Annotated in this window: 28 protein-coding genes; 2 read left to right on the top strand and 26 right to left on the bottom strand. The window is 58.0% G+C overall.

The genetic code is table 11. From position 1 onward, the window contains the following. Window positions 1–126 precede the first annotated feature (126 nt). The 22 genes from rplR to rpsL all read right to left on the bottom strand — a co-directional run bounded on the left by rplR (window position 127) and on the right by rpsL (window position 13,270). Window positions 127–489 (bottom strand): 50S ribosomal protein L18, encoded by a 363-nt coding sequence (gene rplR, locus ACTJK5_RS04120; RefSeq protein ID WP_062427526.1) that lies wholly within the window; start codon window positions 487–489, stop codon window positions 127–129. Between the two features lie 12 nt (window positions 490–501). Next, window positions 502–1,035, bottom strand: a complete 534-nt coding sequence (rplF, locus tag ACTJK5_RS04115) for a 50S ribosomal protein L6 (protein WP_062427527.1) — start codon at window positions 1,033–1,035, stop codon at window positions 502–504. 42 nt (window positions 1,036–1,077) lie between these two features. Further along, window positions 1,078–1,476: a 30S ribosomal protein S8 gene (gene rpsH, locus ACTJK5_RS04110; protein ID WP_062427528.1), complete on the bottom strand. Its 399-nt coding sequence runs from the start codon at window positions 1,474–1,476 to the stop codon at window positions 1,078–1,080. A gap of 12 nt (window positions 1,477–1,488) precedes the next feature. Beyond that, window positions 1,489–1,794, bottom strand: a complete 306-nt coding sequence (gene rpsN, locus ACTJK5_RS04105; RefSeq protein ID WP_062427529.1) for a 30S ribosomal protein S14 — start codon at window positions 1,792–1,794, stop codon at window positions 1,489–1,491. A gap of 33 nt (window positions 1,795–1,827) precedes the next feature. After that, window positions 1,828–2,385, bottom strand: a complete 558-nt coding sequence (rplE, locus tag ACTJK5_RS04100) for a 50S ribosomal protein L5 (protein WP_062427530.1) — start codon at window positions 2,383–2,385, stop codon at window positions 1,828–1,830. Continuing rightward, a complete protein-coding gene (gene rplX, locus ACTJK5_RS04095) occupies window positions 2,378–2,686 on the bottom strand; it encodes a 50S ribosomal protein L24 (protein ID WP_062427531.1) in 309 nt (102 codons plus the stop codon). Before rplX ends, rplE begins: the two co-directional genes overlap by 8 nt. Window positions 2,687–2,698: 12 nt before the next feature. Next, window positions 2,699–3,067, bottom strand: coding sequence for a 50S ribosomal protein L14 (gene rplN / locus ACTJK5_RS04090; RefSeq protein ID WP_027677419.1), 369 nt, complete (start codon window positions 3,065–3,067; stop codon window positions 2,699–2,701). Window positions 3,068–3,302: 235 nt separating this feature from the next. Further along, on the bottom strand, window positions 3,303–3,539 hold the full coding sequence (gene rpsQ, locus ACTJK5_RS04085) for a 30S ribosomal protein S17 (RefSeq protein WP_027677420.1): 237 nt from the start codon (window positions 3,537–3,539) through the stop codon (window positions 3,303–3,305). A gap of 11 nt (window positions 3,540–3,550) precedes the next feature. Then, window positions 3,551–3,751 carry a 50S ribosomal protein L29 gene (gene rpmC, locus ACTJK5_RS04080; protein WP_027677421.1) on the bottom strand — a complete coding sequence of 67 codons (201 nt, stop codon included), beginning with the start codon at window positions 3,749–3,751 and terminating at the stop codon, window positions 3,551–3,553. A gap of 12 nt (window positions 3,752–3,763) precedes the next feature. Next, window positions 3,764–4,177, bottom strand: a complete 414-nt coding sequence (gene rplP, locus ACTJK5_RS04075; RefSeq protein WP_027677422.1) for a 50S ribosomal protein L16 — start codon at window positions 4,175–4,177, stop codon at window positions 3,764–3,766. Between the two features lie 38 nt (window positions 4,178–4,215). Next, window positions 4,216–4,947, bottom strand: a complete 732-nt coding sequence (gene rpsC, locus ACTJK5_RS04070; protein WP_062427532.1) for a 30S ribosomal protein S3 — start codon at window positions 4,945–4,947, stop codon at window positions 4,216–4,218. Continuing rightward, the gene (gene rplV / locus ACTJK5_RS04065) at window positions 4,947–5,336 is read right to left on the bottom strand and encodes a 50S ribosomal protein L22 (RefSeq protein ID WP_062427533.1); all 390 of its coding nucleotides are present in this window, start codon (window positions 5,334–5,336) and stop codon (window positions 4,947–4,949) included. The genes rpsC and rplV overlap by 1 nt, the downstream gene beginning before the upstream one ends. A 2-nt stretch (window positions 5,337–5,338) precedes the next feature. Continuing rightward, window positions 5,339–5,617, bottom strand: coding sequence for a 30S ribosomal protein S19 (gene rpsS, locus ACTJK5_RS04060; protein ID WP_027677425.1), 279 nt, complete (start codon window positions 5,615–5,617; stop codon window positions 5,339–5,341). 15 nt (window positions 5,618–5,632) lie between these two features. Continuing rightward, entirely contained in the window at window positions 5,633–6,469 is an 837-nt protein-coding gene (gene rplB / locus ACTJK5_RS04055; RefSeq protein WP_062427534.1) for a 50S ribosomal protein L2, read from the bottom strand. Window positions 6,470–6,513: 44 nt separating this feature from the next. Then, window positions 6,514–6,807, bottom strand: coding sequence for a 50S ribosomal protein L23 (locus ACTJK5_RS04050; RefSeq protein WP_027677427.1), 294 nt, complete (start codon window positions 6,805–6,807; stop codon window positions 6,514–6,516). Next, entirely contained in the window at window positions 6,804–7,424 is a 621-nt protein-coding gene (gene rplD, locus ACTJK5_RS04045; RefSeq protein ID WP_062427535.1) for a 50S ribosomal protein L4, read from the bottom strand. Before rplD ends, ACTJK5_RS04050 begins: the two co-directional genes overlap by 4 nt. A 12-nt stretch (window positions 7,425–7,436) precedes the next feature. Further along, window positions 7,437–8,078 carry a 50S ribosomal protein L3 gene (gene rplC, locus ACTJK5_RS04040; protein WP_062427536.1) on the bottom strand — a complete coding sequence of 214 codons (642 nt, stop codon included), beginning with the start codon at window positions 8,076–8,078 and terminating at the stop codon, window positions 7,437–7,439. A 171-nt stretch (window positions 8,079–8,249) separates the two neighbouring features. Next, window positions 8,250–8,558: a 30S ribosomal protein S10 gene (gene rpsJ, locus ACTJK5_RS04035; RefSeq protein ID WP_003507767.1), complete on the bottom strand. Its 309-nt coding sequence runs from the start codon at window positions 8,556–8,558 to the stop codon at window positions 8,250–8,252. 419 nt (window positions 8,559–8,977) lie between these two features. Next, window positions 8,978–10,153, bottom strand: a complete 1,176-nt coding sequence (gene tuf, locus ACTJK5_RS04030) for an elongation factor Tu (RefSeq protein WP_111851116.1) — start codon at window positions 10,151–10,153, stop codon at window positions 8,978–8,980. A gap of 65 nt (window positions 10,154–10,218) precedes the next feature. Continuing rightward, window positions 10,219–12,318 carry an elongation factor G gene (fusA, locus tag ACTJK5_RS04025; protein ID WP_062425164.1) on the bottom strand — a complete coding sequence of 700 codons (2,100 nt, stop codon included), beginning with the start codon at window positions 12,316–12,318 and terminating at the stop codon, window positions 10,219–10,221. Window positions 12,319–12,351: 33 nt separating this feature from the next. Beyond that, a complete protein-coding gene (gene rpsG, locus ACTJK5_RS04020) occupies window positions 12,352–12,822 on the bottom strand; it encodes a 30S ribosomal protein S7 (RefSeq protein ID WP_062425165.1) in 471 nt (156 codons plus the stop codon). A gap of 76 nt (window positions 12,823–12,898) precedes the next feature. Continuing rightward, window positions 12,899–13,270 (bottom strand): 30S ribosomal protein S12, encoded by a 372-nt coding sequence (gene rpsL / locus ACTJK5_RS04015; protein ID WP_003507760.1) that lies wholly within the window; start codon window positions 13,268–13,270, stop codon window positions 12,899–12,901. Between the two features lie 558 nt (window positions 13,271–13,828). Here rpsL and ACTJK5_RS04010 point away from each other — a divergent pair. Next, a complete protein-coding gene (locus ACTJK5_RS04010; protein ID WP_062425175.1) occupies window positions 13,829–14,122 on the top strand; it encodes a hypothetical protein in 294 nt (97 codons plus the stop codon). 47 nt (window positions 14,123–14,169) lie between these two features. On the opposite strand, the gene ACTJK5_RS04005 is transcribed toward ACTJK5_RS04010, so the two are convergent. Then, the gene (locus tag ACTJK5_RS04005) at window positions 14,170–14,919 is read right to left on the bottom strand and encodes a sulfite exporter TauE/SafE family protein (protein ID WP_335322391.1); all 750 of its coding nucleotides are present in this window, start codon (window positions 14,917–14,919) and stop codon (window positions 14,170–14,172) included. Between the two features lie 98 nt (window positions 14,920–15,017). On the opposite strand from ACTJK5_RS04005, the gene ACTJK5_RS04000 reads away from it, so the two are divergent. Beyond that, window positions 15,018–15,896, top strand: a complete 879-nt coding sequence (locus ACTJK5_RS04000; RefSeq protein WP_335322390.1) for a LysR family transcriptional regulator — start codon at window positions 15,018–15,020, stop codon at window positions 15,894–15,896. 114 nt (window positions 15,897–16,010) lie between these two features. Here the strand turns inward: ACTJK5_RS04000 and ACTJK5_RS03995 are convergent, their stop codons facing one another. From ACTJK5_RS03995 to rpoB, 3 genes are all read right to left on the bottom strand, one after another. Beyond that, window positions 16,011–17,594, bottom strand: coding sequence for an ABC-F family ATP-binding cassette domain-containing protein (locus ACTJK5_RS03995; protein WP_440611895.1), 1,584 nt, complete (start codon window positions 17,592–17,594; stop codon window positions 16,011–16,013). Window positions 17,595–17,853: 259 nt separating this feature from the next. Next, complete coding sequence (gene rpoC, locus ACTJK5_RS03990) at window positions 17,854–22,062, bottom strand: DNA-directed RNA polymerase subunit beta' (RefSeq protein WP_062439232.1); 4,209 nt, start codon at window positions 22,060–22,062, stop codon at window positions 17,854–17,856. Between the two features lie 183 nt (window positions 22,063–22,245). Continuing rightward, window positions 22,246–26,385 (bottom strand): DNA-directed RNA polymerase subunit beta, encoded by a 4,140-nt coding sequence (gene rpoB / locus ACTJK5_RS03985; RefSeq protein ID WP_062439234.1) that lies wholly within the window; start codon window positions 26,383–26,385, stop codon window positions 22,246–22,248. Window positions 26,386–26,441 lie beyond the last annotated feature (56 nt).

Below are 26,441 nucleotides of genomic sequence, written 5' to 3'. Positions count from 1 at the left end.
TCCTTTTCCTTTTTCTTTTCCGGTATCGAACGGCAAACGAAAGTAGGCCCTCCGGCTCCATTTCTGAAGTCCGGTTGGCCCGGTGAAAATCCACCCGGTGCGACATGCGCCCGGGTGGATAAAGTCTTAGAAGTTCAGACCGCCTTCGCGGGCAGCATCTGCCAAGGCCTTTACACGGCCGTGATAGATGAATGCGCCACGGTCGAATACGACATCCTTGACGCCAGCCTTGCCAGCGCGCTCGGCAACCAGCTTGCCAACGACGGCAGCAGCCGCAACGTCAGCGCCGGTCTTCAGCGACGAGCGCAGATCAGCTTCGAGCGTGGAGGCAGACGCGAGCGTCTTGCCTGCAACATCATCGATGATCTGAGCGTAGATGTTCTTCGACGAGCGATGAACCGACAGGCGCGGGCGACCGTTAGCAACCGCCTTGAGCTGGCGGCGTACACGGTTCGCACGACGTGCAAGTGCTTCTTTCCTGCTAGCCATTTCGCGAGTTCCTTACTTCTTCTTGCCTTCTTTGCGGACGATCCGTTCTTCAGCGTACTTGACGCCTTTGCCCTTGTAGGGCTCGGGACCACGGTATTCGCGGATTTCCGCGGCAACCTGACCGACCTGCTGCTTGTTGATGCCGGAAACGATGATTTCCGTCGGCTTCGGCACGGCGATGGTGATACCCTGCGGCGGCTCGTAAACGACGTCATGCGAGAAACCGAGAGCCAACTGCAGGTTCTTGCCCTGCATGGCGGCACGGTAACCGACGCCGTTGATTTCGAGCTTGCGCTCGTAGCCATCCTTCACACCCTTGAAGATGTTCTCGATCATCGTGCGGGACATGCCCCACTTGGAACGAGCTTCCTTGGTGTTGTTGGACGGCTGTACCGAAACGCCGTTGTCTTCCAGCTTGAGCTGGATATCGTCATTTGCGACGAAGAACAGTTCGCCCTTCGGACCCTTGGCAGTAATCTTCTGGCCTTCAACGTTGGCCGTCACACCTGCGGGAACCTGAACGGGCTTTTTACCGATACGAGACATATTTCTATCCTGTCTGTCCGTTACGGAGATCCTTACTCGGCCTTAGAAGACCGAGCAGAGAACCTCGCCACCAACGTTCTGTTCGCGAGCCTGGTGATCGGCCATCACACCCTTCGGGGTCGAAAGGATGGTGATGCCGAGGCCGTTCGCGACCTGCGGAATGGACTTGACCGAGACATAAACTCGGCGGCCCGGCTTGGATACGCGGCCGATCTCACGGATCACCGACGCACCTTCGTAGTACTTCAGCTCGATGGTGAATTCGGACTTGCCGTTTTCAAAATCGACCTTGGAATAACCGCGGATGTAGCCTTCAGCCTGCAGCACGTCGAGAACGCGTGCGCGGAGGCTGGAAGCAGGTGTGCTAACCGAAGACTTGCGACGGGAAGCACCATTGCGGATGCGGGTGAGCATATCACCCAAAGGATCAGTCATGGTCATGTGCCCGTCTCCTTACCAGCTCGACTTGACAATGCCCGGCACCTTGCCGGAATTGCCCAGCTCACGAAGCGCAATACGCGACATCTTGAGCTTGCGATAGAACGCGCGCGGACGGCCCGTTACTTCGCAGCGGTTGCGGATACGCGTCTTCGAGCCGTCACGCGGCAGCGAAGCGAGCTTCAGAGTTGCCTGGAACCGCTCTTCGATCGGAAGGGACTGGTTCATGACGATGGCCTTGAGGGCGGCACGCTTGCCGGCCTGGGAGGCAACTGTCTTGCGGCGGCGCTTGTTCTTTTCAACTGCGCTTGTTTTCGCCATATCGGAGTTCCTTTTCTACGCTCGTCGTTACGGTTACTGACGGAACGGGAAGTTGAACTCTGTCAAAAGAGCCCGTGCTTCGTCGTCGGTCGGCGCCGTCGTGCAAACGATGATGTCCATGCCCCACATCTGATCAACCTTGTCGTAGTTGATTTCTGGGAACACAATGTGCTCCTTGATGCCCATGGCGAAGTTGCCACGGCCGTCAAAGCTCTTCGGGTTCAGGCCCCGGAAGTCGCGAACGCGCGGAAGCGCGATGTTGACCAGACGATCAAGGAATTCGTACATGCGTGCGCCACGAAGAGTAACCTTCGCACCGATTGGCATGCCTTCGCGAACCTTGAAGCCAGCAATCGAGTTGCGGGCGCGGGTTACGACCGGCTTCTGACCTGCAATAGCAGCCAGATCGCCTGCAGCAACCGTGGGCTTCTTGGAGTCGGCAGTCGCCTCACCCACACCCATGTTGATCACGATCTTGTCCAGCTTCGGGATCATCATGACGTTAGCGTAGGAGAACTTCTCCTGCATGGCGCCGCGGATACGGTTTACGTATTCCGTTTTGAGACGCGGTTCGTACTTGGTCTCAGCCATCGATGACTTCTCCCGAACGCTTGGCCACACGGACCTTCTTGCCTTCTACAACCTTGAAGCCAACGCGAGTCGGCTTGCCATCCTTATCGGCGATGGCAATGTTGGAGATGTGCAAGGATGCTTCCTTGTTGATAATGCCGGCTTCCTGGCTCTGGGTCTGGCGCTGGTGACGCTTCACCATGTTGACGCCACGCACAACAGCACGGTCTTCCTTCGGCATTACCTGGATTACTTCGCCGGTACGGCCCTTGTCCTTACCGGTCAATACGACAACTTTGTCGCCTTTACGAATCTTCTGCATCGCTCGTGCTCCTTACAGTACTTCTGGAGCCAGCGAGATGATCTTCATGTGGTTCTTGCCGCGAAGCTCGCGAGGAACCGGTCCGAAGATACGGGTGCCGATCGGCTCTTTCTTGTTGTCGATAAGAACAGCTGCGTTGTTATCGAAACGGATGACGCTGCCGTCGGCGCGGCGGATGTCCTTGGCGGTACGCACAACAACCGCCTTCATCACGTCGCCCTTCTTGACGCGGCCGCGCGGAATAGCTTCCTTGATGGAAACGACGATAATGTCGCCCACGGAAGCGTACTTGCGCTTGGAGCCGCCCAGCACCTTGATGCACATGACACGACGTGCGCCGGAATTATCCGCCACGTCGAGGTTTGTTTGCATCTGAATCATGTCAGGTCGCCTTCTTGTTGTTACCGGACCGGTTGGGCATACATCATGGATGCTGCCCCCTGTTCCAGCTTATGAAATCTCTGTCTTTGCGCGGAAGAAATCTTGCCAGGGTGGTTTCCCAAAGGGACCTTCCGTGCGCATCAAAGCAAAAGACGCTCGGGTTACGAGCGTCCTTGCGCTGCTTCATACAGATTTTCGCGCCAAGTGCAAGACACCTGGCGCGATTCCGTTGAAATTAAGCGTGAGCGGCAACAACCGTCCAGCGCTTATCCTTGGAGATCGGTGCGCATTCCTCAATGGAAACCACATCGCCGACCTTGTACTGGTTGTTTTCGTCGTGCGCCTTGTACTTCTTAGAACGACGAACGGTCTTCTGCAGCAACGGGTGAGCGAATCGGCGCTCAACACGGACTACGACAGTCTTCTCGTTCTTGTCGGATACAACGACGCCCTGGAGAATGCGTTTAGGCATAGTATTCTTCCTTAGGCCTTGGCTTCTGCGGCCTTTTGGGCAGCAATGGTTTTGATCCGGGCGATGTCCTTACGGACTTCGTTGATGCGCGAGGACTTTTCCAGCTGGCCGGTGGCCTTCTGGAAACGCAGGTTGAACTGTTCCTTCTTCAGGTCAGCCAACTTGTCCTTGAGCTGGTCGGCGCTGAGGCCGCGAATATCTTCGGCTTTCATTTGCCTTGCTCCTTACTCTGCGATGCGCTGTACGAAGCGCGTCTTGACCGAGAGCTTGGCAGCGCCGAGACGAAGCGCCTCGCGGGCGATCTCCTCGGAAACACCGTCGATCTCGAACATCATACGACCGGGCTTGACCTTGCATGCCCAGTAATCAACCGAACCCTTGCCCTTACCCATACGAACTTCGGTCGGCTTAGCCGTAACCGGAGTATCGGGGAATACACGGATCCAAACGCGACCTGCGCGCTTCATGTAACGCGTGATCGCGCGGCGGGCCGCTTCGATCTCGCGTGCATTCACGCGGTTCGGTTCCTGCGACTTCAAGCCGAATTCACCGAATGCCAGGTCAAAGCCGCCCTTGGCAACGCCCTTGATGCGTCCCTTGAACTGCTTGCGGTACTTTGTACGCTTTGGCTGCAACATTTTCTTACTTCTCCGAGCTTATCTTTCGCCAGCGTCAATCAAGCGTTTTCGCGACGACGATCGTTGCGATCGCCACGCTCACGGCTTGCAGGACCCTGAGCATCGCCTTCGAGCGCACGACGCTCGGAAGCCATAGGATCGTGCTCAAGGATTTCGCCCTTGAAGATCCAGACCTTGATGCCGCAGATGCCGAATGCGGTTTCGGCTTCAGCCGTACCGTAGTCGATGTCTGCACGCAGCGTGTGAAGCGGAACGCGGCCTTCGCGGTACCATTCGGTACGAGCGATTTCCGCGCCGCCGAGACGGCCTGCGCAGGTGATCTTGATGCCTTCTGCGCCAAGGCGCAGAGCGGACTGTACGGCGCGCTTCATGGCGCGACGGAAAGCCACGCGGCGTTCCAGCTGCTGGGCAATCGACTGTGCAACGAGCGTTGCGTCGACTTCCGGCTTGCGCACTTCAACGATGTTGAGGTGCGTTTCGGAGCTGGTCATCTCGGAGATCTTCTTGCGAAGCTTCTCGATGTCAGCACCCTTCTTGCCGATGATGAGGCCCGGACGAGCGGAGTGGATCGTAACGCGGCACTTCTTGTGTGGGCGCTCGATAACGACCTTTGCAATACCGGCCTGCTTCAGTTCCTTCACGAGGTAGGCACGGATAGCGAGGTCTTCATGCAGGAGGTTGCCGTACTCGGAAGTGTCAGCGTACCAACGGCTGTCCCACGTACGGTTGATGCCCAGGCGGAAGCCGATTGGATTGATTTTCTGACCCATTATGCGGCCTCCCCTTTTTCCTCGGCTTCACGAACAACGATCGTGAGGTGCGAGAACGGCTTTTCGATGCGCGATGCACGACCACGGCCACGAGCGTGGAAACGCTTCATGGTGATGGACTTGCCAACATAGGCCTCGGCGACGACGAGAGCGTCGACGTCGAGGTCATGGTTGTTTTCGGCGTTCGCGATAGCCGATTCCAGCGTCTTCTTGACGGTGGAAGCGATACGCTTGCGCGAGAACTCGAGCTCGGCGAGAGCGCGATCAACCTTCTTGCCACGGATAAGAGCGGCAACCAGGTTCAGTTTCTGGGGGCTGACGCGAAGCGTACGGGCAACGGCCTGAGCCTCGTTGTCCTTCAGCCGGCGTTCGGTCTTAGCCTTCGCCATGATTACTTCCTCTTTGCCTTCTTGTCCGCGCCATGACCGTAATAGGTCCGGGTCGGAGAGAATTCACCGAACTTGTGACCGACCATGTCTTCGTTGACAGAGACGGGCACATGCTTGCTGCCGTTGTAAACGCCGAAGGTCAGACCAACGAACTGCGGCAGGATCGTGGAGCGACGGCTCCAGATCTTGATTACTTCACTGCGTCCGCCTGCGCGCACCTTCTCAGCCTTAGCGAGAAGATAGCCGTCAACAAACGGACCTTTCCATACTGAACGAGCCACTTGAGACTTCCTCTCTTACTTCTTGCGCTGATGGCGCGAACGCATGATGAACTTGTCAGTCGACTTGTTCGAGCGGGTACGCTTGCCCTTGGTAGGCTTGCCCCATGGCGTCACAGGATGACGACCACCGGACGTGCGACCTTCACCACCACCGTGCGGGTGGTCGACCGGGTTCATGACAACGCCGCGAACATGCGGACGCTTGCCGCGCCAACGCGAACGACCGGCCTTGCCGTCGTTGATGTTGCCGTGGTCAGCGTTGGAAACAGCGCCGATCGATGCCAGGCAGGAGCCATGCACCAAACGCTGTTCACCGGAGTTGAGACGCAGGATCGCCATACCGGCATCGCGGCCAACGAGCTGTGCATAGGTACCGGCGGAGCGAGCGATCTGACCGCCCTTGCCCGGCTTCATCTCGACGTTATGGATGATCGAGCCGACCGGAATGAACTGCAGCGGCATGGTGTTGCCGGGCTTTACGTCCACTGCCTTGTCGGAGGCGATCACCTTGTCACCGGCAGCAAGACGCTGTGGCGCGAGAATGTAAGCCTGTTCGCCGTCCGTGTATGTCACGAGCGCGATGAATGCGGTGCGGTTAGGGTCATATTCCAGACGTTCAACCGTACCTTCAACGTCGAACTTACGACGCTTGAAGTCAACCAGACGGTAGGTCCGCTTGTGACCGCCGCCCTGGAAACGAACGGTGATCCGGCCCTGGTTGTTACGGCCACCCTTCGAGCTGAGGCCCTGTGTAAGAGCCTTTACCGGCTTGCCCTTGTAGAGCGAAGCGCGGTCCACAATAACCAGCTGACGCTGGCTAGGTGTGGTCGGATTGAAACTTTTCAATGCCATTGTATTTGTTCCCTTTTGGGTCTTTGCCCGCTTGGGCCTAACCTTTAGAGTCCGGTGGACACGTCGATGGATTGACCTTCAGCAAGTGTCACGATCGCCTTCTTGACGTCCTTCTGCTTGCCAGCGAATCCACGGAAACGGCGCGTCTTACCCTTGCGGATAAGCGTGTTCACACCCGTGACCTTGACGCCGAAGAGAGCTTCCACGGCAGCCTTGATTTCAGGCTTGGAAGCGTCCTTGGCGACGTTGAATACGACCTGGTTCTGTTCGGATACCAGCGTCGACTTTTCCGTGATCGAGGGAGATACGATCACATCGTAGTGGCGAAGATCCGTCATTTGAACCGCTCCTCCAGAGCCTCTACAGCAGCCTTGGAAAGCACGAGCTTGCCACGGCGCAGGATGTCGTAAACATTGATGCCCTGTACCGGCAGAACGTCCACATTCGGAATGTTCTGAGCTGCGAGCTTGAAGTTGCCATCAAGTTCTGCGCCGCCAATAACGAGAGCGTTGGTCAGGCCGAGCGAAGCGAAGTTGCCCAGCAGAGCCTTTGTCTTTGCGTCCGATGCAATCAGCTGATCGACGATGATCAGTTCTTCAGCCTTTGCCTTTGCAGACAGGGCGAGACGCAGGCCGAGCGCGCGAACCTTCTTGGGAAGGTCGTGAGCGTGGCTGCGAACGACTGGGCCGTGGGCCTTGCCGCCGCCGCGGAACTGCGGTGCGCGAGCCGAATGGTGACGAGCGCGGCCCGTACCCTTCTGCTTGTACATCTTTGCACCCGTGCGGGAAACTTCCGAACGGTTCTTGGTCTTGTGCGTGCCCTGCTGCTTCTTAGCAAGCTGCCAGCGCACAACGCGGGCCAGGATGTCCTGGCGTGGATCGAGGCCGAAGATTGCGTCCGACAGGGCTACCTTGCCGGCGTCTTTTCCCTCGAGGGTTGTGACGTTCAATTCCATGATAAGGCTCCCTTACTTCGCAGCCGACTTGACGGCGTCGCGGACGATGATCCAGGAACCCTTGGAACCGGGAACGGCGCCCTTCACGAGGATCAAACCGCGATCCTCATCGGTCGAAACCACTTCCAGATTCTGGGTGGTGACGCGGGTCTGGCCCATATGACCAGCCATGCGCTTACCCTTCCACACGCGACCAGGATCCTGGTTGGAACCCGTCGAACCGTGCGCACGGTGAGAGATCGAGTTACCGTGCGATGCGCGGCCACCACCGAAGTTGTGACGCTTCATCGAACCGGCAAAACCCTTACCGATCGTTGTTCCGGTGACGTCGACCAGTTGGCCGGCTTGAAAATGATTTGCGGTCAGTGTTGCACCGACGTCGATCAGGTTCTCGCTGGAGACCTTGAATTCGACGAGCTTTGCTTTCGGCTCGACATTGGCAGCAGCAAAATGGCCGCGAAGCGCCTTTGTCGTGTTCTTGACCTTGGACTGGCCGGCACCGAGCTGAACTGCGGTATAGCCATTCTTGTCTTCCGTACGCTGGGCAACGACTTGTACGTTGTCCATACGCAGGACCGTTACGGGAATATGCTCACCAGCGTCGTTGTAGACGCGGGTCATTCCCACTTTCTGTGCAATCACACCTGAACGCATTGGTTCAATCCTCTTGCGAGCCTTGAAGGGAAAACCCTTGCTCGGCCTTTGTTAGGGAGTTCCCTTCGACATCTCACGATGTTTCCGGTCTCCGGATTGGAAGACGTTGGATTGCTCCACGTACCTTCCTTGTTATATCGGCCCTTACTTTCGCAAGGTCAGGCCGAGGTCTTAGAGCTTGATTTCCACGTCAACGCCAGCAGCGAGGTCGAGCTTCATCAGCGCGTCAACAGTCTGCGGGGTGGGGTCAACGATGTCGAGAAGACGCTTGTGCGTCCGCATTTCGAACTGCTCACGGCTCTTCTTGTCCACGTGGGGAGAGCGGTTAACAGTAAATTTTTCAATGCGGGTCGGCAGCGGAACCGGGCCGCGAACGCTGGCGCCGGTGCGCTTGGCGGTCGACACGATTTCACGGGTGGAGGCATCGAGGATCCGGTGGTCAAACGCCTTGAGGCGGATACGGATATTCTGGCCGTTCATTCGTCTTGTCCTTGTTCTTTATTATTGATTTCCGCACGCGGAAATACATGAACCTAGTTAATCGTGGCGCCGCAGATTTTCAAAAATCGAGAGGAATGCGAAGGGCGCACCCCAATCATTTCAGTAGTCTGTATTGCGAAATCACCCAGCTTCGCAACGCATTGCGAATCCAGCGGTGAACGTGAGTGCGCGTTTACGCGCTTTCACCGAAATTTTCAAGCACTAAAAGTGCAGCGCCGATACGCTTTTTCATCAAACAACTGACGGCGGTGTGTTTGCACCGCCGTCAATTAGAATTTCAGACGTCGAGATTCCCCGACGATCGAGGCAACGATGCCGACGCCGCCTGCAGATCGCGCTTGCGCGCCATTTGCAATCTTAAGTGCCGTCGGCAAGCTTACGGCATCGTCGGTCGTCGATTACTCGATGATCGAGGCAACGATGCCGGCGCCGACGGTACGGCCGCCTTCGCGGATCGCGAAGCGCAGCTTTTCTTCCATCGCGATCGGAACGATCAGCTCGACTTCAACCGTGACGTTGTCGCCAGGCATAACCATTTCCGTGCCTTCTGGAAGCGAAACGATACCGGTAACGTCAGTCGTACGGAAATAGAACTGCGGACGGTAGTTCGTGAAGAACGGCGTATGACGGCCGCCTTCTTCCTTCGTCAGGATGTAGGCTTCTGCCATGAACTTCTTGTGCGGCTTGACCGAACCTGGCTTGCAAAGGATCTGACCACGCTCAACGCCATCGCGCTGTACGCCACGAACCAGTGCACCGATGTTGTCGCCAGCCTGGCCCTGATCGAGCAGCTTGCGGAACATTTCAACGCCGGTAACAGTCGTCTTCGACGTCGCACGAATGCCGACGATTTCGACTTCTTCACCAACCTTGACGATACCACGCTCAACGCGGCCGGTCACAACCGTACCACGACCAGAGATCGAGAACACGTCTTCGATCGGCATCAGGAACGGCTGGTCGATCGGACGCTCAGGCGTCGGGATGTAGGCGTCAACCTGAGCCATCAGCTCGCGGATGGCGTCTTCGCCGATCTTCTTGTCGGAATCTTCAAGAGCAGCAAGTGCCGAACCCTTGACGATCGGAATGTCGTCGCCTGGGAAGTCGTAGGACGACAGAAGTTCGCGAACTTCAAGCTCGACGAGCTCCAGAAGTTCTGCGTCGTCAACCTGGTCGACCTTGTTGAGGAACACGACGATCGCCGGAACGCCGACCTGGCGAGCAAGCAGGATGTGCTCGCGCGTCTGCGGCATCGGGCCGTCAGCAGCAGAGCAAACCAGGATCGCGCCGTCCATCTGCGCAGCACCGGTGATCATGTTCTTCACGTAGTCGGCGTGGCCGGGGCAGTCAACGTGAGCGTAGTGACGGTTCGGCGTCTCATACTCAACGTGTGCCGTCGAAATCGTGATACCACGAGCCTTCTCTTCAGGAGCCGCGTCGATCTGGTCGTACGCCTTGAACTCGCCGAAGTACTTCGTGATCGCGGCAGTCAAAGACGTCTTGCCGTGGTCAACGTGACCGATCGTGCCGATGTTGACGTGCGGCTTATTCCGCTCAAACTTGCTCTTTGCCATTAGTGGCTCTCCATCTTGTCCCTAAGCGGGAATAAACTCTAAATCTCGTTTGGGGCGTACCCCGATCACTTCTGACCGGAGTACTTTGCCTGGATGTCGGCAGCAACGTTGCTTGGAACCGGCGCATAGTGATCGAAGGTCATCGAGTACTGTGCACGGCCCTGAGACATCGAACGAAGGTTGTCGACGTACTTGAACATGTTGGCCAGCGGAACGTGAGCGCTGATCACGATGGTGATGCCACGCGACTCCTGACCCTGGATCTGACCGCGACGCGAGTTCAGATCGCCGATCACGTCACCGACGTAATCTTCAGGGGTCACGACTTCGACCTTCATCATCGGCTCGAGAAGCTGTGCGCCAGCCTTCTTTGCTGCTTCACGGAAGCAGGCACGCGATGCGATTTCGAACGCCAGAACAGACGAGTCAACATCGTGGTAAGCACCATCGATGAGAGTTGCCTTGACACCCAGCATCGGGAAGCCAGCCAGAGGACCGGAAGACAGAACGCTTTCGATACCCTTCTGAACGCCTGGGATGTATTCCTTCGGAACAGCACCACCAACGATCTTGGACTCGAACTTGAAGTCTTCGCCGTCTGGGTTCGGTTCGAAGATGATCTTGACACGAGCGAACTGACCGGTACCACCGGACTGCTTCTTGTGGGTGTAATCTTCTTCGTGCAGCTTCGTGATCGTTTCGCGGTAAGCAACCTGCGGAGCACCGACGGTGGCTTCAACCTTGAACTCGCGACGCATACGGTCGACGAGAATGTCCAGGTGAAGTTCGCCCATGCCAGCAATGATCGTCTGACCGGATTCTTCGTCCGTCTTGACGCGGAACGAAGGATCTTCAGCAGCCAGGCGGTTGAGCGCGAGGCCCATCTTTTCCTGGTCGCCCTTGGTCTTCGGTTCGATCGCGATCTGGATGACCGGCTCAGGGAATTCCATGCGCTCGAGGATAACCGGCTTCAACGGATCGCAAAGCGTGTCGCCCGTCGTGGTTTCCTTGAGGCCAGCCAGAGCAACGATGTCGCCTGCAAAGGCTTCTTCGATGTCTTCACGGCTGTTGGAGTGCATCTGAAGCATACGGCCGACGCGCTCGCGCTTGTCCTTGACCGTGTTGATGACAGATGTGCCCTTTTCGAGCTTGCCCGAGTAGATACGTGCGAAGGTGAGCGAACCGACGAAGGGGTCGTTCATGATCTTGAACGCGAGCATGGAAAGCGGCTCGGAGTCGTCAGCGTGACGCTCGATTTCAGCTTCCGTCTTGAAGTCGATGCCCTTGATCGCCGGAATGTCCAGCGGAGAAGGCAGGTAGTCGACAACAGCGTCGAGAAGCGGCTGTACGCCCTTGTTCTTGAACGCGGTACCGCAGAACATCGGGTGGAACTTCACGTCGATGGTGCCGCGGCGAACGAGCGAACGGATCTTCTCGTTGTCCGGGTAGTTGCCTTCGAGGTAGGCTTCCATCGCTTCTTCGTCGATCTCTACAACAGTCTCGATCAGCTTTTCGCGATATTCTTCAGCCTTGGCCTTCATGTCTTCCGGAATTTCGACGACGTCCCACTGGGCGCCGAGCGATTCATCACGCCAGATCAGAGCATTCATCTCGATCAGGTCGATAACGCCCTTGAATTCCGTTTCAGCGCCGATCGGCAGCTGCATGACGACGGCAGTGGCACCGAGGCGGGTCTTGATCATTTCTACCGAGCGGTAGAAGTCAGCGCCCGTCTTGTCCATCTTGTTGCAGAAGATCATACGCGGAACGTTGTACTTCTCTGCCTGACGCCAGACGGTTTCCGTCTGCGGCTCAACACCGGCGTTGGCATCGAGCAGCGCGATAGCGCCGTCGAGAACGCGCAGAGAACGCTCGACTTCGATGGTGAAGTCGACGTGGCCGGGGGTGTCGATGATGTTGAAACGACGCATCTTGCCATCGCGACCCTTCCAGAAGGTCGTGGTCGCAGCAGAGGTGATCGTGATGCCACGCTCCTGCTCCTGCTCCATCCAGTCCATCGTGGCTGCGCCATCGTGAACTTCACCGATCTTGTGCGACTTACCGGTGTAATAGAGGATACGCTCGGTGGTGGTCGTCTTACCGGCGTCGATATGCGCCATGATACCGAAGTTACGGTAATCTTCGATTTTATATTCGCGAGCCATAATGGACTGCCTTTCGATCTTCGACCGTTGAGATTACCAGCGGTAGTGCGAGAATGCGCGGTTAGCATCAGCCATCTTGTGCGTGTCTTCACGCTTCTTGACAGCAGATCCGCGGTTGTTCGCAGCGTCCATGAGTTCGCCGGAGAGGCGATCGACCATGGTCGTTTCGTTGCGCTTGCGCGCAGCAGCGATCAGCCAACGGATGGCGAGAGCCTGGCGGCGCTCCGGACGAACGTCGACCGGAACCTGGTATGTCGCACCACCAACGCGGCGAGAACGGACTTCAACATGCGGGGCGACGTTGTCGAGAGCGGAATGGAACACGCCAAGCGGCTCCTGCTTCGTCTTGCCCTGCACGGCGTCGAACGCGCCGTAAACGATGCTTTCGGCAACAGACTTCTTGCCGTGAAGCATGATGGCATTCATGAACTTGGTGACGACCAGATCGCCGAACTTCGGGTCCGGATTGATCTCACGCTTTTCTGCACTATGGCGACGGGACATACTCTTTGTCTCTCATATGTTATTGACGCTAAACCACGCGGAGAACCTCGCGCAGCGCCGAATTGTTATTGCCGAATTACTTCGGACGCTTTGCACCATACTTCGAACGGCGCTGCTTGCGGTTCTTGACGCCCTGGGTATCGAGAACACCGCGGATGATGTGGTAACGAACGCCCGGCAAGTCCTTGACGCGGCCGCCACGGATCATGACAACGGAGTGCTCCTGAAGGTTGTGACCTTCACCAGGAATGTAACCGATGACTTCGAAGCCGTTGGTGAGGCGGATCTTGGCAACCTTACGAAGAGCCGAGTTCGGCTTCTTTGGGGTCGTCGTGTAAACGCGGGTGCAAACGCCACGCTTCTGTGGGTTTTCCTGCAGAGCAGGAACCTTATTGCGCTTTACCTGTGCCTGACGCGGCTTACGGATCAGCTGGTTTACGGTAGGCATATAACCATCCCTTGCAAAAACTACTTTAGCCACCCTTTCGGGTGGCGGCTACGCCGTTTCCGGCAACGAAGCACGCATATCCTCATGCGCAAAACGTGGCCCGATCCGGTTTCCACGGATGGACCACCAAGAGCAGAGGACGTAAAGACATACGTCTTGCGTGCAACAATCGTGTCTCGTACGTGTTTTGGACCCCTGTTTGAAGTGATCTCCAGGACGAGTCGTCCCAGATGGCCAGACTTCACATCGGCTCCGATGGCGGGCGTACTACTGTCTTAACCCGCTGTCGTCAAGGGTAAATCCGAATTTTGTCCCCGCGCGGCAGGCGTGAACGCCTTGCATTACGGGATATTGAAAGCCTTTTATCACAAAGCCCCTTCCCTCACCATTGTTTTTCACCTTCCGCCCTTTGGCTTTTCACAAAAGCCGTCTATTGATTCCCTGAAGCACCGCCTGTCCCACGATCAGGGCCCTGCTGGTTGCAACATGTGGCAGGCGTGGAGGTTAGATGGATTGGCCTCAGGCACCTCCTCCACCAAAGACAAAAGGAATCGCGTCATGATCACCGAACCCGACAACGACAATGGACGCGACGAGGCTATGGTCTTCGTCATCATCGGCAAGGCCTATGAGCGCGAAGGCGAAGACGGCATCGACATCCACGTCATCCTTCAGGCGCCGGACGACGACACCGCCGTGCGCGAAGCCTTGAATGCGCTGTCGGAAGAAGGCTTCCTCGAAGCCGACCTAGACCAGATCGGCATGATCACCGAAGTACCGGACGAAGAACCGCATGCGTCTGCCTATCAGGGCGCGCTGGAAGGCGAAGTCTCAATTATCCGCTTTGCTTGAATTGAGCGGGGCGCGCAACACCGCGCCCCTTTTCTCTCTGCCTGCACTCAAATGACGCTTCGCAGCATCATCTCCAGACCGAGCAAGACCAGCATCACCAAAAAGCAGCGCTTGAAGGTCGCCGGGTTGAACGCCTTTCTGAGCCGTTGTCCAGCCACCATGCCGAGCAGCGCCGGCAAGACGGCCAGAGCCGACAGGCCCGCCTCTCCCACTTGAAATGCGCCGTGCGAGACGAGCCCGATCGTCAGTGCAATCGTGGAGACGGTGAAAGCCAGGCCGAGAGCCTGAACCAGATCGTCCTTTTCAAAGCCAAGCGATTGCAGATACGGAACGGCAGGAATGACGAACACGCCCGTTGCGCCGGTAATCAGTCCCGTCATGATCCCCACCAGAGGCGAAAGCCACGGCTCATGCGCAGGCTGAACGCGATTGGGTTTAGCCAGCAGCGTGTAGATCGCATAGATGGTCAGCGCCGCACCGAGTGCGAGCGTGCTCCATCCAGCGCCCTCACCCGTCAACATCGAGGCCGTGGCAACCGTGCCGACCAGAACCCCCGCCATCATCGTCCACAGACGGCGCAAGATCGGCATCACATTCATGCCGGCCATCAACTGCCACACATTGGTGAGCAATGATGGAACGATTAGCAGCGATGCGGCGGCCAATGGAGATAGCAATCCACCGAGGATTCCCATCGCAACAGTCGGGAGGCCCATCCCTGTCACGCCCTTGACGAGACCAGCAGAGAAGAAGGTGGCTGCAATGACAAACAATATCGAAACGGAGTAGTCGCTCATTGCTTCGTCATAGCCCAGGCTCCAGCTTCCACAATGCGGCATTGCCTTAACCAGCCTTCGGCTGGACCGAAGGCTGATTTATCCGTAAGCTTCTCTTTATGCGCTTTGACCTCACCGATCTTCGCCTGTTCCTTGCCGTTGCCGACGCTGGCAGCATCACCCGCGGCGCGCAGGAGATCGGACTCTCTCTGGCTGCAGCAAGCGACCGGTTGCGCGAGATGGAGCTTGCGGGCGGCGTTTCACTGTTGGAAAGAGGTTGGCGCGGCATCCGGCTGACGGAAGCTGGCGAGACGCTTTCCCATCACGCCCGCCAGATCATCGGCCACGTTGCGCTGATGCGCGCCGATCTCGGTCAATTCGCCAAGGGCCTGCGGGCAACGATCCGCATGGCCGCCAATACGGCGGCCATGGTGGACACCCTGCCGCAGCGCCTGACACCATGGCTAGCGGACCATCCGCAGGTCGATATCGATCTTCGCGAACGTCAAAGCCATGAGATTGCCCGCAGCGTCACGGCAGGCTTTGCCGATATCGGTATCTTATCCGACGTCGCAGCACACGAGGCGCTTGTTTTCAAACCCTTCGCTACCAGTCAACTCGCCATTGTCGGCGCCAAGTCTCACAGGCTGGCAAACGAAAAGCAGGTCCGCTTCGAGAGCCTGACCAACGACTATTTCATCGGGCTGAAGGACGGAGCCTTGCAGGCCCATATCGAGGCCCAGGCGGAAAAGATCGGCGCGCGTTTGCGCTACCGTATCAGCCTGCGCACCTTCGAAAGCATCTGCCATGCCGCAAGCGCCGGCCTCGGCATCGCCATCGTCCCATCCACCATCGCTCATCATTGCAAACGCAGTTACCCCTTGTCCGTCACGCCGTTGGCGGACGCATGGGCGCGACGCAATCTCGTGGTCTGTATTGTCAGGGACGCAGAGCAGACGCCGCTGGTCCGAGACCTGTTCGAGCATCTGGCCGCATGAAGCGCAAAGACGCGACAGCACCGATTTGAAAATCAGTGCCGATTTTCTCAAAGCACGATGCGTAGAGTCTAGGAGATGGAACATCCTTGTGCATCCGAGATGACCCACGGCGCTCTATCGATCCAACTGGATGACTCTATCCGGCGAAAGCGCCCTCACGAACGCCTCATCGTGACTGACGGCCAGGATGGCTCCGTCATAGGCTGCCAGAGCCGCCTCAAGCGCTGCGATCCCATCCAGGTCGAGATGATTGGTCGGCTCGTCGAGGATCAGCAGTTGCGGCGGTGTCACGGCGCCAAGCGTGCAGGCGAGCCCCGCCCGCAAGCGTTCGCCGCCACTCAAATTGGCGGCCTTGCGTAACGCATCGTCCGCGCGAAATTTGAACCGGGCGAGAGCCGCATAAGCCTCTTCATCGAGCGCGGATGCGTGCGTCCGGCGGAAATTCTCAAGCAAGGTCAGATCATCGCGAATAGACTGGACATGCTGGTCCAAAACGGCAAACGGCACCCGCATGTCCACCACGCCCTCGAATGGTGCCATCTCGCCACAGATCATCTTCAGCAGTGTGGTCTTCCCGCTTCCATTCGGTCCTGTAAGCACGACGCGTTCCGGCCCGGTGATGGAAAAGGAGAGGCCGCGGATGACGGGCTGCGATCGATCGTATCCGCCGGTGACGCCGTCGAGCCGCAAGACGATCCTGCCCGCGACTAGGCCGGTTGAGGGGATGTCCATCCGGATCGGCTGAAGCACCTCTATTCGGGACCGTGCGGACGATAGCGCTGCCTCCGCCGCCTCACGTCGAGCGTCGCGCAAGCGCGTGCCTGCTGCACCGGACGCTTCAGCCCGACCCTTCGCGGCATCCATCAATATCTTCGGCTGATCGCCTCTGCTCCGGCTCTTTGCCCCGGCACTGTCCTTGCGTGCCTTCCGCTCGGCTGCTTGCTGCGCGCGTTGCGCCGCCTCACGACCTGCCCTTTCCGCATGCGAGAGGTCATGTGTCGCGGCATCCAGTTCCAATTGCTTGAGCGCACGATATGCGCTGTAATTCCCGCCATAACGGGACATGCCGAGCGTCGTCAGTTCGGCGATCGCATCCATCTCTTCCAGCAATTCACGATCATGGCTGACGACGATGGCGCCGCGCCGCCAGTGACGCACAAGCTCGATCACCATGTCCCGCCCTGCCCGGTCGAGGTTGTTGGTCGGCTCGTCAAGCAGAAGAAAATCCGGCTCGGCCATGGTGATCGCCGCGAGTGCCGCCCGCACGCGCTGCCCGCCTGAAAGCGTGGCAAGCGGCGTATCTGGAGCCGCGCGAAGACCGTAGTGCTCGAGCGCCGCCTCCATCCTGGCGCCAGCCGTCCAGTCCGCTTCGGCCAGTTCGTCGACACTCGCCTGCCCCGCGGCCGCACGGTCGAGCAGCGCCAGCGCCTCCCGCAAACCGAAGAGGTCCGCAAGCGTCGCGTCGGGCCGCGTTATCCCGTTCTGGCGCATCAGCGCAACCGTGCCGGACACGGCGACGCGACCGGCATAGGGCATCACGTCGCCGGCGATCACGTGCAAAAGCGTCGTTTTGCCCACGCCGTTGCGCCCGACAAGCCCGATGCGCTCACAGGTAAAACTGAAGTCGATGTTGGTGAAAAGCGGTTTGCCGTCAGATTTGATGCAGGACAGACCGGAAAGAGAAATCGACGAAGCCATGGGACAGAACATCTCGCTGCAGAACCAAGGGGAAAGTGGTTGCGAGTGTCAAATCCATCGTCGTCATGTCTCCTCTATTGAAGTGCCCTCAAGATAGGGCCGTTAACCCGATCGTTCAAGTCACATCAATTTGCGCGCCCTCCAAGGAGGAATCCGGCGATCTCCGGCCACCGTGCAAAAACAAAAAACGCCCGGATTGCTCCGGGCGTTTGTATCTCCACGAGCGAGACCCTCTCACGAGGTGCCTGCGCTGACTGCCTTACTCGGCAGCCGGTGCCTTGTCCGTCATGTCCTGCAGCATCTGGTTTGCGGAAGCAGAGCCAGTGCTCTTCTTGCGCTCCTCAATGATGAGGTCGTCGCGGGTCGTCGCGATGCGGCGGATCTGCGTCATGGTGCCGCCGGTACCAGCCGGGATGAGGCGGCCGACGATGACGTTTTCCTTGAGGCCCTGCAGCGTGTCCGTCTTGCCGGCAATTGCAGCTTCCGTGAGAACCTTTGTGGTTTCCTGGAACGAAGCAGCCGAGATGAAGGACGGCGTCTGCAGCGATGCCTTGGTGATACCGAGAAGAACCGGTTCGCCATAGGCAGGCTTCTTGCCTTCTTCGATCAGGCGATCGTTGTTGTCTTCCATCTCGATGCGGTCGACGTTGTCGCCCACGATGTACTGGCTGTCGCCGGCATCCGTGATCTCAACCTTCTGCAGCATCTGACGAACGATGACTTCGATGTGCTTGTCGTTGATGACAACGCCCTGCAGACGATAGACTTCCTGGATTTCGTTCACGAGGTAGGAAGCGAGTGCTTCCACGCCCTTGATCGCCAGAATGTCGTGCGGTGCCGGGTTGCCGTCGAGAATGTACTCGCCCTTCTCGATGTAGTCGCCTTCCTGAAGATGGAAGGGCTTGCCCTTCGGGATCAGGTACTCGACTGGCTCGACGCCGTCTTCCGCAGGCTCGATCTGAACACGGCGCTTGTTCTTGTAGTCGCGGCCGAGACGGATCGTACCATCGATTTCAGCGATGATAGCGTGATCCTTCGGACGACGCGCTTCGAAGAGTTCGGCAACGCGCGGCAGACCACCGGTGATGTCCTTGGTCTTGGCGCTTTCCAGCGGCGAACGTGCAAGCACGTCACCCTGGAAGACCTTCTGACCAGGCTCGACCGACAGAATGGCATCCACGGAGAGCTGGAAGCGGGCTTCGCCGCCACGAGACAGCTTGGCAACTGCGCCGGACGCATCCTTGATCACGATCGAAGGCTTCAGATCCGAACCACGTGGTGTCGAACGCCAGTCGATAACCTGACGCTTGGTGATACCGGTGGATTCGTCGGTCGCTTCGAGAACGGAGAGACCATCGACCAGATCTTCGAAGTGAACAGTACCTTCCACTTCCGTCATCATTGGACGGGTGTAAGGGTCCCACTCTGCCAGACGCTGACCGCGCTTGACCTTGTCGCCATCATCCACGAACAGCTTCGAACCGTAGGCGACGCGCTGCGAAGAACGCTCGACGCCACGCTCATCGAGAATGGTAACCGACATGTTGCGGCCCATGGCGATGAGAACACCTTCCGACGAGCGGAGGATGTTGCGGTTCTTGATCTGGATCGTGCCTTCGTAGGACGCTTCCAGGAACGACTGGTCGACCACGTTGGCCGTACCACCAAGGTGGAACGTACGCATGGTCAACTGCGTGCCTGGCTCACCGATCGACTGAGCGGCGATAACGCCCACGGCTTCGCCCATGTTGACAGGCGTACCGCGTGCAAGGTCACGACCGTAGCAGACGCCGCAGACGCCAACCTGGATTTCGCAGGTCAAAGCCGAACGGATACGAACGGACTGGATGCCAGCCTTTTCGATAACGGCAACGTCGGCTTCATCGATCAGCGTGCCGGCCTTGACGATGTTCTCGCCAGTAACCGGGTTGTCGATGTCGTCGAGCGATGTACGACCGAGAATACGGGCGCCGAGCGAAGCAACGACCTGACCGGCATCGACGATGGCAGTCATGGTGAGGCCCTTGTCGGTGCCGCAATCACGAGAGTTGACGATGCAGTCCTGCGCAACGTCGACGAGACGACGTGTCAGGTAACCGGAGTTCGCCGTCTTCAAGGCGGTGTCTGCAAGACCCTTACGGGCACCGTGGGTCGAGTTGAAGTACTCGTTAACGGTCAGGCCTTCTTTGAAGTTCGAGATGATCGGCGTTTCGATGATCTCGCCCGATGGCTTGGCCATAAGGCCGCGCATACCACCAAGCTGACGCATCTGGTTCGGTGAACCACGGGCACCCGAGTGGCTCATCATGTAGATGGAGTTCATCGGCTTTTGACGACCGGTTTCCTCGTCGAACTCAACAGCCTTAATGCGGGCCATCATTTCTTCGGCGACCTTTTCAGTCGCCTTGCCCCAGGCGTCGACAACCTTGTTGTACTTTTCGCCCTGGGTGATGAGGCCGTCATTGTACTGCTGCTCGTATTCCTTCACCAGGGATTCGGTATCGCCAACGATCTTTGCCTTGGTGTCCGGAATGATCATGTCGTCCTTGCCGAACGAAATGCCGGCGCGGCAAGCATGGGTGAAGCCGAGCTGCATGATGCGGTCACAGAAAATGACCGTGTCCTTCTGGCCGCAATGACGGTAGACCGTGTCGATCATCTTGGAGATGTTCTTCTTGGTCATTTCCTGGTTGCAGGTCTCGAAAGGCACGTTGACGTTCTTCGGCAGAAGTTCGCCGATGATCATGCGTCCAGGCGTCGTTTCGTAGATCTTGGACACCAACTTGCCGTCGGCATCCATGGTCTTGAAGCGGCCACGGATCTTGGCATGCAGCGTCACGACCTTGTTTTCCAGAGCATGATGCAGTTCGCCCATGTCGGAGAAGGCCATGCCTTCGCCTGGCTCGCGCTCATTCATGATCGAGAGGTAGTAAAGGCCGAGAACCATGTCCTGCGAAGGAACGATGATCGGTGCGCCGTTTGCCGGGTGCAGAATGTTGTTGGTCGACATCATCAGCACGCGTGCTTCCAGCTGCGCTTCAAGCGACAGCGGAACGTGCACGGCCATCTGGTCACCGTCGAAGTCGGCGTTGAACGCCGTGCAGACGAGCGGATGCAGCTGAATGGCCTTGCCTTCGACCAGCGTGGGTTCGAAAGCCTGGATGCCCAGACGGTGCAGCGTCGGTGCGCGGTTCAGAAGAACCGGATGCTCGCGAATGACCTCGTCGAGGATATCCCAGACTTCCGGCTTTTCCTTTTCAACCAGCTTCTTGGCCTGCTTGACGGTGGAGGAGTAACCCTTGGCGTCAAGGCGGGCATAGATGAACGGCTTGAACAGCTCGAGCGCCATCTTCTTCGGCAGGCCGCACTGATGCAGCTTCAGTTCCGGACCGGTCACGATAACCGAACGGCCGGAATAGTCGACGCGCTTGCCGAGAAGGTTCTGGCGGAAGCGGCCCTGCTTGCCCTTGAGCATGTCGGACAGCGACTTCAGCGGACGCTTGTTGGCACCCGTGATGACACGGCCACGACGGCCGTTGTCGAACAGCGCATCAACGGATTCCTGCAACATACGCTTTTCGTTGCGGATGATGATGCCCGGTGCGCGAAGCTCGATCAGGCGCTTCAGACGGTTGTTACGGTTGATGACGCGACGATAGAGATCGTTGAGGTCAGACGTCGCAAAGCGACCGCCATCCAGCGGAACCAGCGGACGCAGGTCCGGCGGGATGACCGGAACGACCTTCATGATCATCCATTCCGGACGGTTGCCGGATTCCATGAAGTTCTCGACGATCTTCAGGCGCTTCATCAGCTTCTTCTGCTTGAGATCCGAGGTGGTCTCAGCAAGATCGGAACGCAGATCGCCGGCGATCTTTTCGAGGTTCATCGAAGCGAGCATTTCATAGATCGCTTCAGCACCAATCATGGCCGTGAACTGGTCTTCACCGAATTCATCGACGGCAATCATGTACTCTTCTTCGGACAGAAGCTGGTTCTGCTTCATCGAAGTCAGGCCTGGCTCGGTCACGATGTAGTTTTCGAAGTAGAGAACGCGCTCTACATCCTTCAGCGTCATGTCGAGAAGCGTCGAGATACGCGAAGGCAGCGACTTCAGGAACCAGATATGGGCAACGGGAGCAGCAAGCTCGATATGGCCCATGCGCTCACGACGAACGCGCGACAGCGTCACTTCCACGCCGCACTTTTCGCAGATGATGCCCTTGTACTTCATGCGCTTGTACTTACCGCACAGGCACTCATAGTCCTTGATCGGTCCGAAAATGCGCGCGCAGAACAGGCCATCACGCTCAGGCTTGAACGTACGGTAGTTGATGGTTTCAGGCTTCTTGATCTCGCCGTAAGACCACGACAGGATTTTTTCCGGCGAAGCGATCGAAATCCGGATGGAATCGAAATGCTGCGCGGGCACCTGCGGGTTGAAAAGATTCATGACCTCTTGGTTCATGCCTTGTCTCCTTAAGGGGATGGAGCCCCTTGCTTGCATCTGGCGCGATCTTTCCCGGGCTGACCGGCCAGTGCTTCAAACATGGATCTATCCGCAAAATGCGGCGAAAGTGTCCGCCCACGAACACGCATCCGTGAGCGAAGCTGGCAGGCGCTCGTTTCGAAGCGCCTGCCTTTTCTGATCTTATTCCGCCGCGTCAGGCAGCTGATCGGCAGCCTGCTGCTCTTCGAGCTTGGAGTTCTCCAGCTCGACGGAGAGACCCAGAGACCGCATTTCCTTGACGAGAACGTTGAAGCTCTCCGGAATACCGGCTTCGAAGGTGTCGTCGCCACGGACGATCGCTTCGTAAACCTTGGTGCGGCCCGCCACGTCGTCCGACTTGACGGTGAGCATTTCCTGCAGCGTGTAGGCGGCGCCGTAAGCTTCCAGAGCCCAGACTTCCATTTCCCCGAAGCGCTGACCGCCGAACTGCGCCTTGCCGCCCAGTGGCTGCTGGGTAACGAGCGAGTAAGGACCGATCGAGCGAGCGTGTATCTTGTCGTCGACAAGGTGGTTCAGCTTGATCATGTACATGTAGCCGACAGTCACCTTGCGGTCGAAAGCCTCACCCGTACGTCCGTCATAGAGAACCGACTGACCGGACTCATTCAGACCGGCGCGCTTCAGCATGGAAGCAACGTCAGGCTCATGCGCTCCGTCGAAGACCGGCGTTGCGATGGAGACGCCCTTGCGGGACTGTTCTGCCAGGCGCAGCAGCGCATCGTCGTCAAAGGATGATACTTCATCCTTTGCTTCGGAGGCGTAGACTTCCGTCAGTTCCTTCTTCAGGTCGGTGATGTCCATCGTCTTGCGATACTCGTCGAGCAGATCGCCGATCTTCTTGCCCATACCGGCGCAAGCCCATGCGAGGTGCGTTTCGAGAATCTGACCGACGTTCATGCGCGAAGGCACGCCCAGCGGGTTCAAGCAGATGTCGACATGCGTACCGTCTTCCAGGAACGGCATGTCTTCGACAGGCACGATACGCGAGACAACGCCCTTGTTACCGTGACGGCCAGCCATCTTGTCGCCCGGCTGGATCTTGCGCTTCACAGCAACGAAGACCTTGACCATCTTCATGACGCCCGGAGGCATTTCGTCGCCGCGCTGGACCTTCTCGACCTTGTCCATGAAGCGCTGTTCAAGGCGCGACTTGGACTCGTCGTACTGACCACGCAGAGCTTCGATCTCGGACTGAACCTTCTCGTCCTCGACCGCGAACATCCACCACTGCGAGCGGGGATATTCGGAGACGACGGCGTTGGAAAGTTCAACGCCCTTCTTGAAGCCCTTCGGACCGGCAATCGAAACCTGACCGCGCAGCATGTCGACCAGACGGCCATAGACGTTACGGTCCAGGATGGCCTGTTCGTCGTCGCGGTCCTTGGCAAGGCGCTCGATTTCCTCGCGCTCGATAGCCATTGCACGTTCGTCCTTTTCGACGCCGTGACGGTTGAACACGCGAACTTCGACGACCGTACCGAACGTGCCCGGAGGCATGCGCATGGAGGTGTCGCGAACGTCGGAAGCCTTTTCACCGAAGATGGCGCGCAGAAGCTTTTCTTCCGGCGTCATCGGGCTTTCGCCCTTCGGCGTGATCTTGCCGACGAGGATATCGCCAGGCTGAACTTCCGCACCGATGTAGACGATACCGGCTTCGTCGAGGTTCTTCAGCGCTTCTTCCGAAACGTTCGGGATGTCGCGCGTGATTTCTTCCGGACCAAGCTTGGTGTCGCGGGCCATCACTTCGAATTCTTCGATGTGGATGGAGGTGAACACGTCGTCGGAGACGATGCGCTCGGACATCAGGATCGAGTCTTCGTAGTTGTAGCCGTTCCACGGCATGAACGCGACGAGCGCATTGCGGCCAAGTGCCAGGTCACCGAGATCGGTCGAAGGACCGTCCGCGATGATGTCGCCCTTGTTCAGAACGTCGCCGACGGAAACCAGCGGACGCTGGTTGACGCAGGTGTTCTGGTTGGAACGCTGGAACTTCTGCAGGCGGTAGATGTCAACACCGGACTTGCCAGCATCGAGATCTTCCGTTGCGCGGATAACGATACGGGTCGCATCCACCTGGTCGACCACGCCGCCACGACGGGCTGCGATAGCAGCGCCGGAGTCACGGGCAACGATCGGCTCCATGCCGGTACCGACGAACGGTGCTTCGGCGCGCAGGAGCGGAACGGCCTGACGCTGCATGTTCGAGCCCATCAGAGCGCGGTTGGCGTCGTCGTTCTCCAGGAACGGAATGAGAGCCGCGGCGACCGAAACCAGCTGCTTCGGCGAAACGTCCATCAGGTTGATGTTGTCACGCGGGGCCAGCATAACTTCGCCCGCATGACGGCAAACCACGAATTCTTCCGTGAATGCGCCTTCAGCGTCGAGCTCGGCATTGGCCTGTGCAACGTAATACTTCGCCTCTTCCATTGCGGAGAGGTAGATCACGTCGGTGGTGACCTTGCCGTCCACGATCTTGCGGTACGGACTTTCGATGAAGCCGTACTTGTTGACGCGGGCAAAGGTCGCCAGGCTGTTGATCAGACCGATGTTCGGGCCTTCCGGCGTTTCGATCGGGCAAATACGGCCGTAGTGGGTCGGGTGAACGTCGCGGACTTCGAAGCCTGCGCGCTCGCGGGTCAGACCGCCCGGTCCAAGAGCCGAAAGACGGCGCTTGTGGGTGATTTCCGAAAGCGGGTTCACCTGGTCCATAAACTGCGACAGCTGCGAGGAACCGAAGAATTCACGAACGGCAGCAGCTGCCGGCTTCGCATTGATCAGATCCTGCGGCATCACGGTGTCGATTTCGATCGAGGACATACGTTCCTTGATCGCGCGTTCCATGCGCAGAAGACCCAGACGATACTGGTTCTCCATCAACTCACCGACGGAACGAACACGGCGGTTGCCGAGGTTGTCGATGTCGTCGATTTCGCCCTTGCCGTCGCGCAGCTCGACCAGCATCTTGACCACGGCCAGGATGTCGTCCTTGCGCAGCGTGCGCACGGTGTCTTCCACGTCGAGATCGAGACGCATGTTCATCTTGACGCGACCGACGGCAGAAAGGTCGTAACGCTCGGAGTCGAAGAACAGCGAGTTGAACATGGCTTCCGCAGAATCCATGGTCGGCGGTTCACCTGGACGCATCACGCGGTAGATATCGAACAGAGCGTCCTGACGGTTCTCGTTCTTGTCTGCAGCAAGCGTGTTGCGGATATAAGCGCCAACATTGACGTGATCGATGTTGAGGACGGAGATCTCGTCGAAGCCATGGCCGAGAATGACGGTCAGCGACTTGTCGTCGATTTCGTCGCCGGCTTCGAGATAGATTTCACCCGTCTCGTAGTTGACGATGTCTTCGGCAAGGAAGTTGCCGTACAGGTCTTCGTCGCTGGCCTTGAGGGCCTTCAGGCCCTTGTCCGTCAGCTGACGCAGCAGGCGCGGGGTCAGCTTCTTGCCACCTTCAACAACGACTTCGCCGGTATCGGCGTCGATCATGTCGGTGATGACCTTGGCGTTCTTCAGCGTCTCGGGCTGGAAAGGAATGCGCCAGCCGTCAGCTTCGCGAGTGTAAGTCGCCTTGGTGTAGAACGTCGACAGGATTTCTTCGCCATCCATGCCAAGCGCCATGAGCAGCGACGTGACGGGAAGCTTGCGGCGACGGTCGATACGAGCGAACACGACATCCTTGGCGTCGAATTCGATATCGAGCCAGGAACCGCGATAAGGGATGACGCGCGCAGCAAAGAGCAGCTTGCCGGAAGAGTGGCTCTTGCCCTTGTCATGGTCGAAGAAGACGCCCGGCGAACGGTGCATCTGAGACACGATAACGCGCTCGGTACCGTTGACGATGAACGTGCCGTTATTGGTCATGAGCGGCATGTCGCCCATGTAGACGGACTGTTCCTTGATGTCCTTGATGGACTTCGCGCCTGTATCCTCGTCGATATCGAACACGATGAGGCGCAGCGTCACCTTGAGCGGCGCTGCGTAGGTCAGATCGCGCTGACGGCATTCCTCGACGTCGAACTTCGGTGCCTCGAATTCGTAAGATACGAATTCCAGCATGGACGCGCCGGAGAAGTCGGTGATCGGGAATACGGATTTGAATACGGCATTCAATCCCTCGTCGGGACGTCCGCCCTTGGGCTCGTCAACCATGAGGAATTGGTCATACGAAGCCTTCTGAACCTCGATGAGGTTCGGCATTTCCGCTACTTCTGGAATTCTGCCGAAAAACTTGCGTACGCGCCTACGACCGTTAAACGAAAGGGTCTGAGCCATCGTCGCTCCTTTAAAATTGCATCCGGGCCTGCAACGGACGGGAACCGATGGCCAGT

The organism is Agrobacterium sp. 22094 (assembly GCF_052046015.1).
Lineage (GTDB): Bacteria > Pseudomonadota > Alphaproteobacteria > Rhizobiales > Rhizobiaceae > Agrobacterium > Agrobacterium cavarae.
The sequence above is the reverse complement of the archived record's forward strand: the minus strand, read 5'-3'. Positions and strand labels throughout refer to the sequence as shown.

Bases quoted from the DNA above. Each gene is read 5' to 3' on its own strand.
- rplB (WP_062427534.1), bottom strand. From the start codon at position 6,469: ATGGCATTGAAAAGTTTCAATCCGACCACACCTAGCCAGCGTCAGCTG.
- ACTJK5_RS03995 (WP_440611895.1), bottom strand. From the start codon at position 17,594: ATGGCTTCGTCGATTTCTCTTTCCGGTCTGTCCTGCATCAAATCTGAC.
- rplR (WP_062427526.1), bottom strand. From the start codon at position 489: ATGGCTAGCAGGAAAGAAGCACTTGCACGTCGTGCGAACCGTGTACGC.
- rpsL (WP_003507760.1), bottom strand. From the start codon at position 13,270: ATGCCTACCGTAAACCAGCTGATCCGTAAGCCGCGTCAGGCACAGGTA.
- rpsQ (WP_027677420.1), bottom strand. From the start codon at position 3,539: ATGCCTAAACGCATTCTCCAGGGCGTCGTTGTATCCGACAAGAACGAG.
- rpsN (WP_062427529.1), bottom strand. From the start codon at position 1,794: ATGGCGAAAACAAGCGCAGTTGAAAAGAACAAGCGCCGCCGCAAGACA.
- rplC (WP_062427536.1), bottom strand. From the start codon at position 8,078: ATGCGTTCAGGTGTGATTGCACAGAAAGTGGGAATGACCCGCGTCTAC.
- ACTJK5_RS04000 (WP_335322390.1), top strand. From the start codon at position 15,018: ATGCGCTTTGACCTCACCGATCTTCGCCTGTTCCTTGCCGTTGCCGAC.
- ACTJK5_RS04005 (WP_335322391.1), bottom strand. From the start codon at position 14,919: ATGAGCGACTACTCCGTTTCGATATTGTTTGTCATTGCAGCCACCTTC.
- rplP (WP_027677422.1), bottom strand. From the start codon at position 4,177: ATGTTGCAGCCAAAGCGTACAAAGTACCGCAAGCAGTTCAAGGGACGC.
- rpsG (WP_062425165.1), bottom strand. From the start codon at position 12,822: ATGTCCCGTCGCCATAGTGCAGAAAAGCGTGAGATCAATCCGGACCCG.
- ACTJK5_RS04050 (WP_027677427.1), bottom strand. From the start codon at position 6,807: ATGACGGATCTTCGCCACTACGATGTGATCGTATCTCCCTCGATCACG.
- fusA (WP_062425164.1), bottom strand. From the start codon at position 12,318: ATGGCTCGCGAATATAAAATCGAAGATTACCGTAACTTCGGTATCATG.
- rplV (WP_062427533.1), bottom strand. From the start codon at position 5,336: ATGGCGAAGGCTAAGACCGAACGCCGGCTGAAGGACAACGAGGCTCAG.
- rpmC (WP_027677421.1), bottom strand. From the start codon at position 3,751: ATGAAAGCCGAAGATATTCGCGGCCTCAGCGCCGACCAGCTCAAGGAC.
- tuf (WP_111851116.1), bottom strand. From the start codon at position 10,153: ATGGCAAAGAGCAAGTTTGAGCGGAATAAGCCGCACGTCAACATCGGC.
- rplF (WP_062427527.1), bottom strand. From the start codon at position 1,035: ATGTCTCGTATCGGTAAAAAGCCCGTTCAGGTTCCCGCAGGTGTGACG.
- rplX (WP_062427531.1), bottom strand. From the start codon at position 2,686: ATGCAGAAGATTCGTAAAGGCGACAAAGTTGTCGTATTGACCGGTAAG.
- rpoC (WP_062439232.1), bottom strand. From the start codon at position 22,062: ATGAACCAAGAGGTCATGAATCTTTTCAACCCGCAGGTGCCCGCGCAG.
- rpsJ (WP_003507767.1), bottom strand. From the start codon at position 8,558: ATGAACGGCCAGAATATCCGTATCCGCCTCAAGGCGTTTGACCACCGG.
- rpsH (WP_062427528.1), bottom strand. From the start codon at position 1,476: ATGACCATGACTGATCCTTTGGGTGATATGCTCACCCGCATCCGCAAT.
- ACTJK5_RS04010 (WP_062425175.1), top strand. From the start codon at position 13,829: ATGATCACCGAACCCGACAACGACAATGGACGCGACGAGGCTATGGTC.
- rplD (WP_062427535.1), bottom strand. From the start codon at position 7,424: ATGGAATTGAACGTCACAACCCTCGAGGGAAAAGACGCCGGCAAGGTA.
- rplN (WP_027677419.1), bottom strand. From the start codon at position 3,067: ATGATTCAGATGCAAACAAACCTCGACGTGGCGGATAATTCCGGCGCA.
- rplE (WP_062427530.1), bottom strand. From the start codon at position 2,385: ATGGCTGAGACCAAGTACGAACCGCGTCTCAAAACGGAATACGTAAAC.
- rpoB (WP_062439234.1), bottom strand. From the start codon at position 26,385: ATGGCTCAGACCCTTTCGTTTAACGGTCGTAGGCGCGTACGCAAGTTT.
- rpsC (WP_062427532.1), bottom strand. From the start codon at position 4,947: ATGGGTCAGAAAATCAATCCAATCGGCTTCCGCCTGGGCATCAACCGT.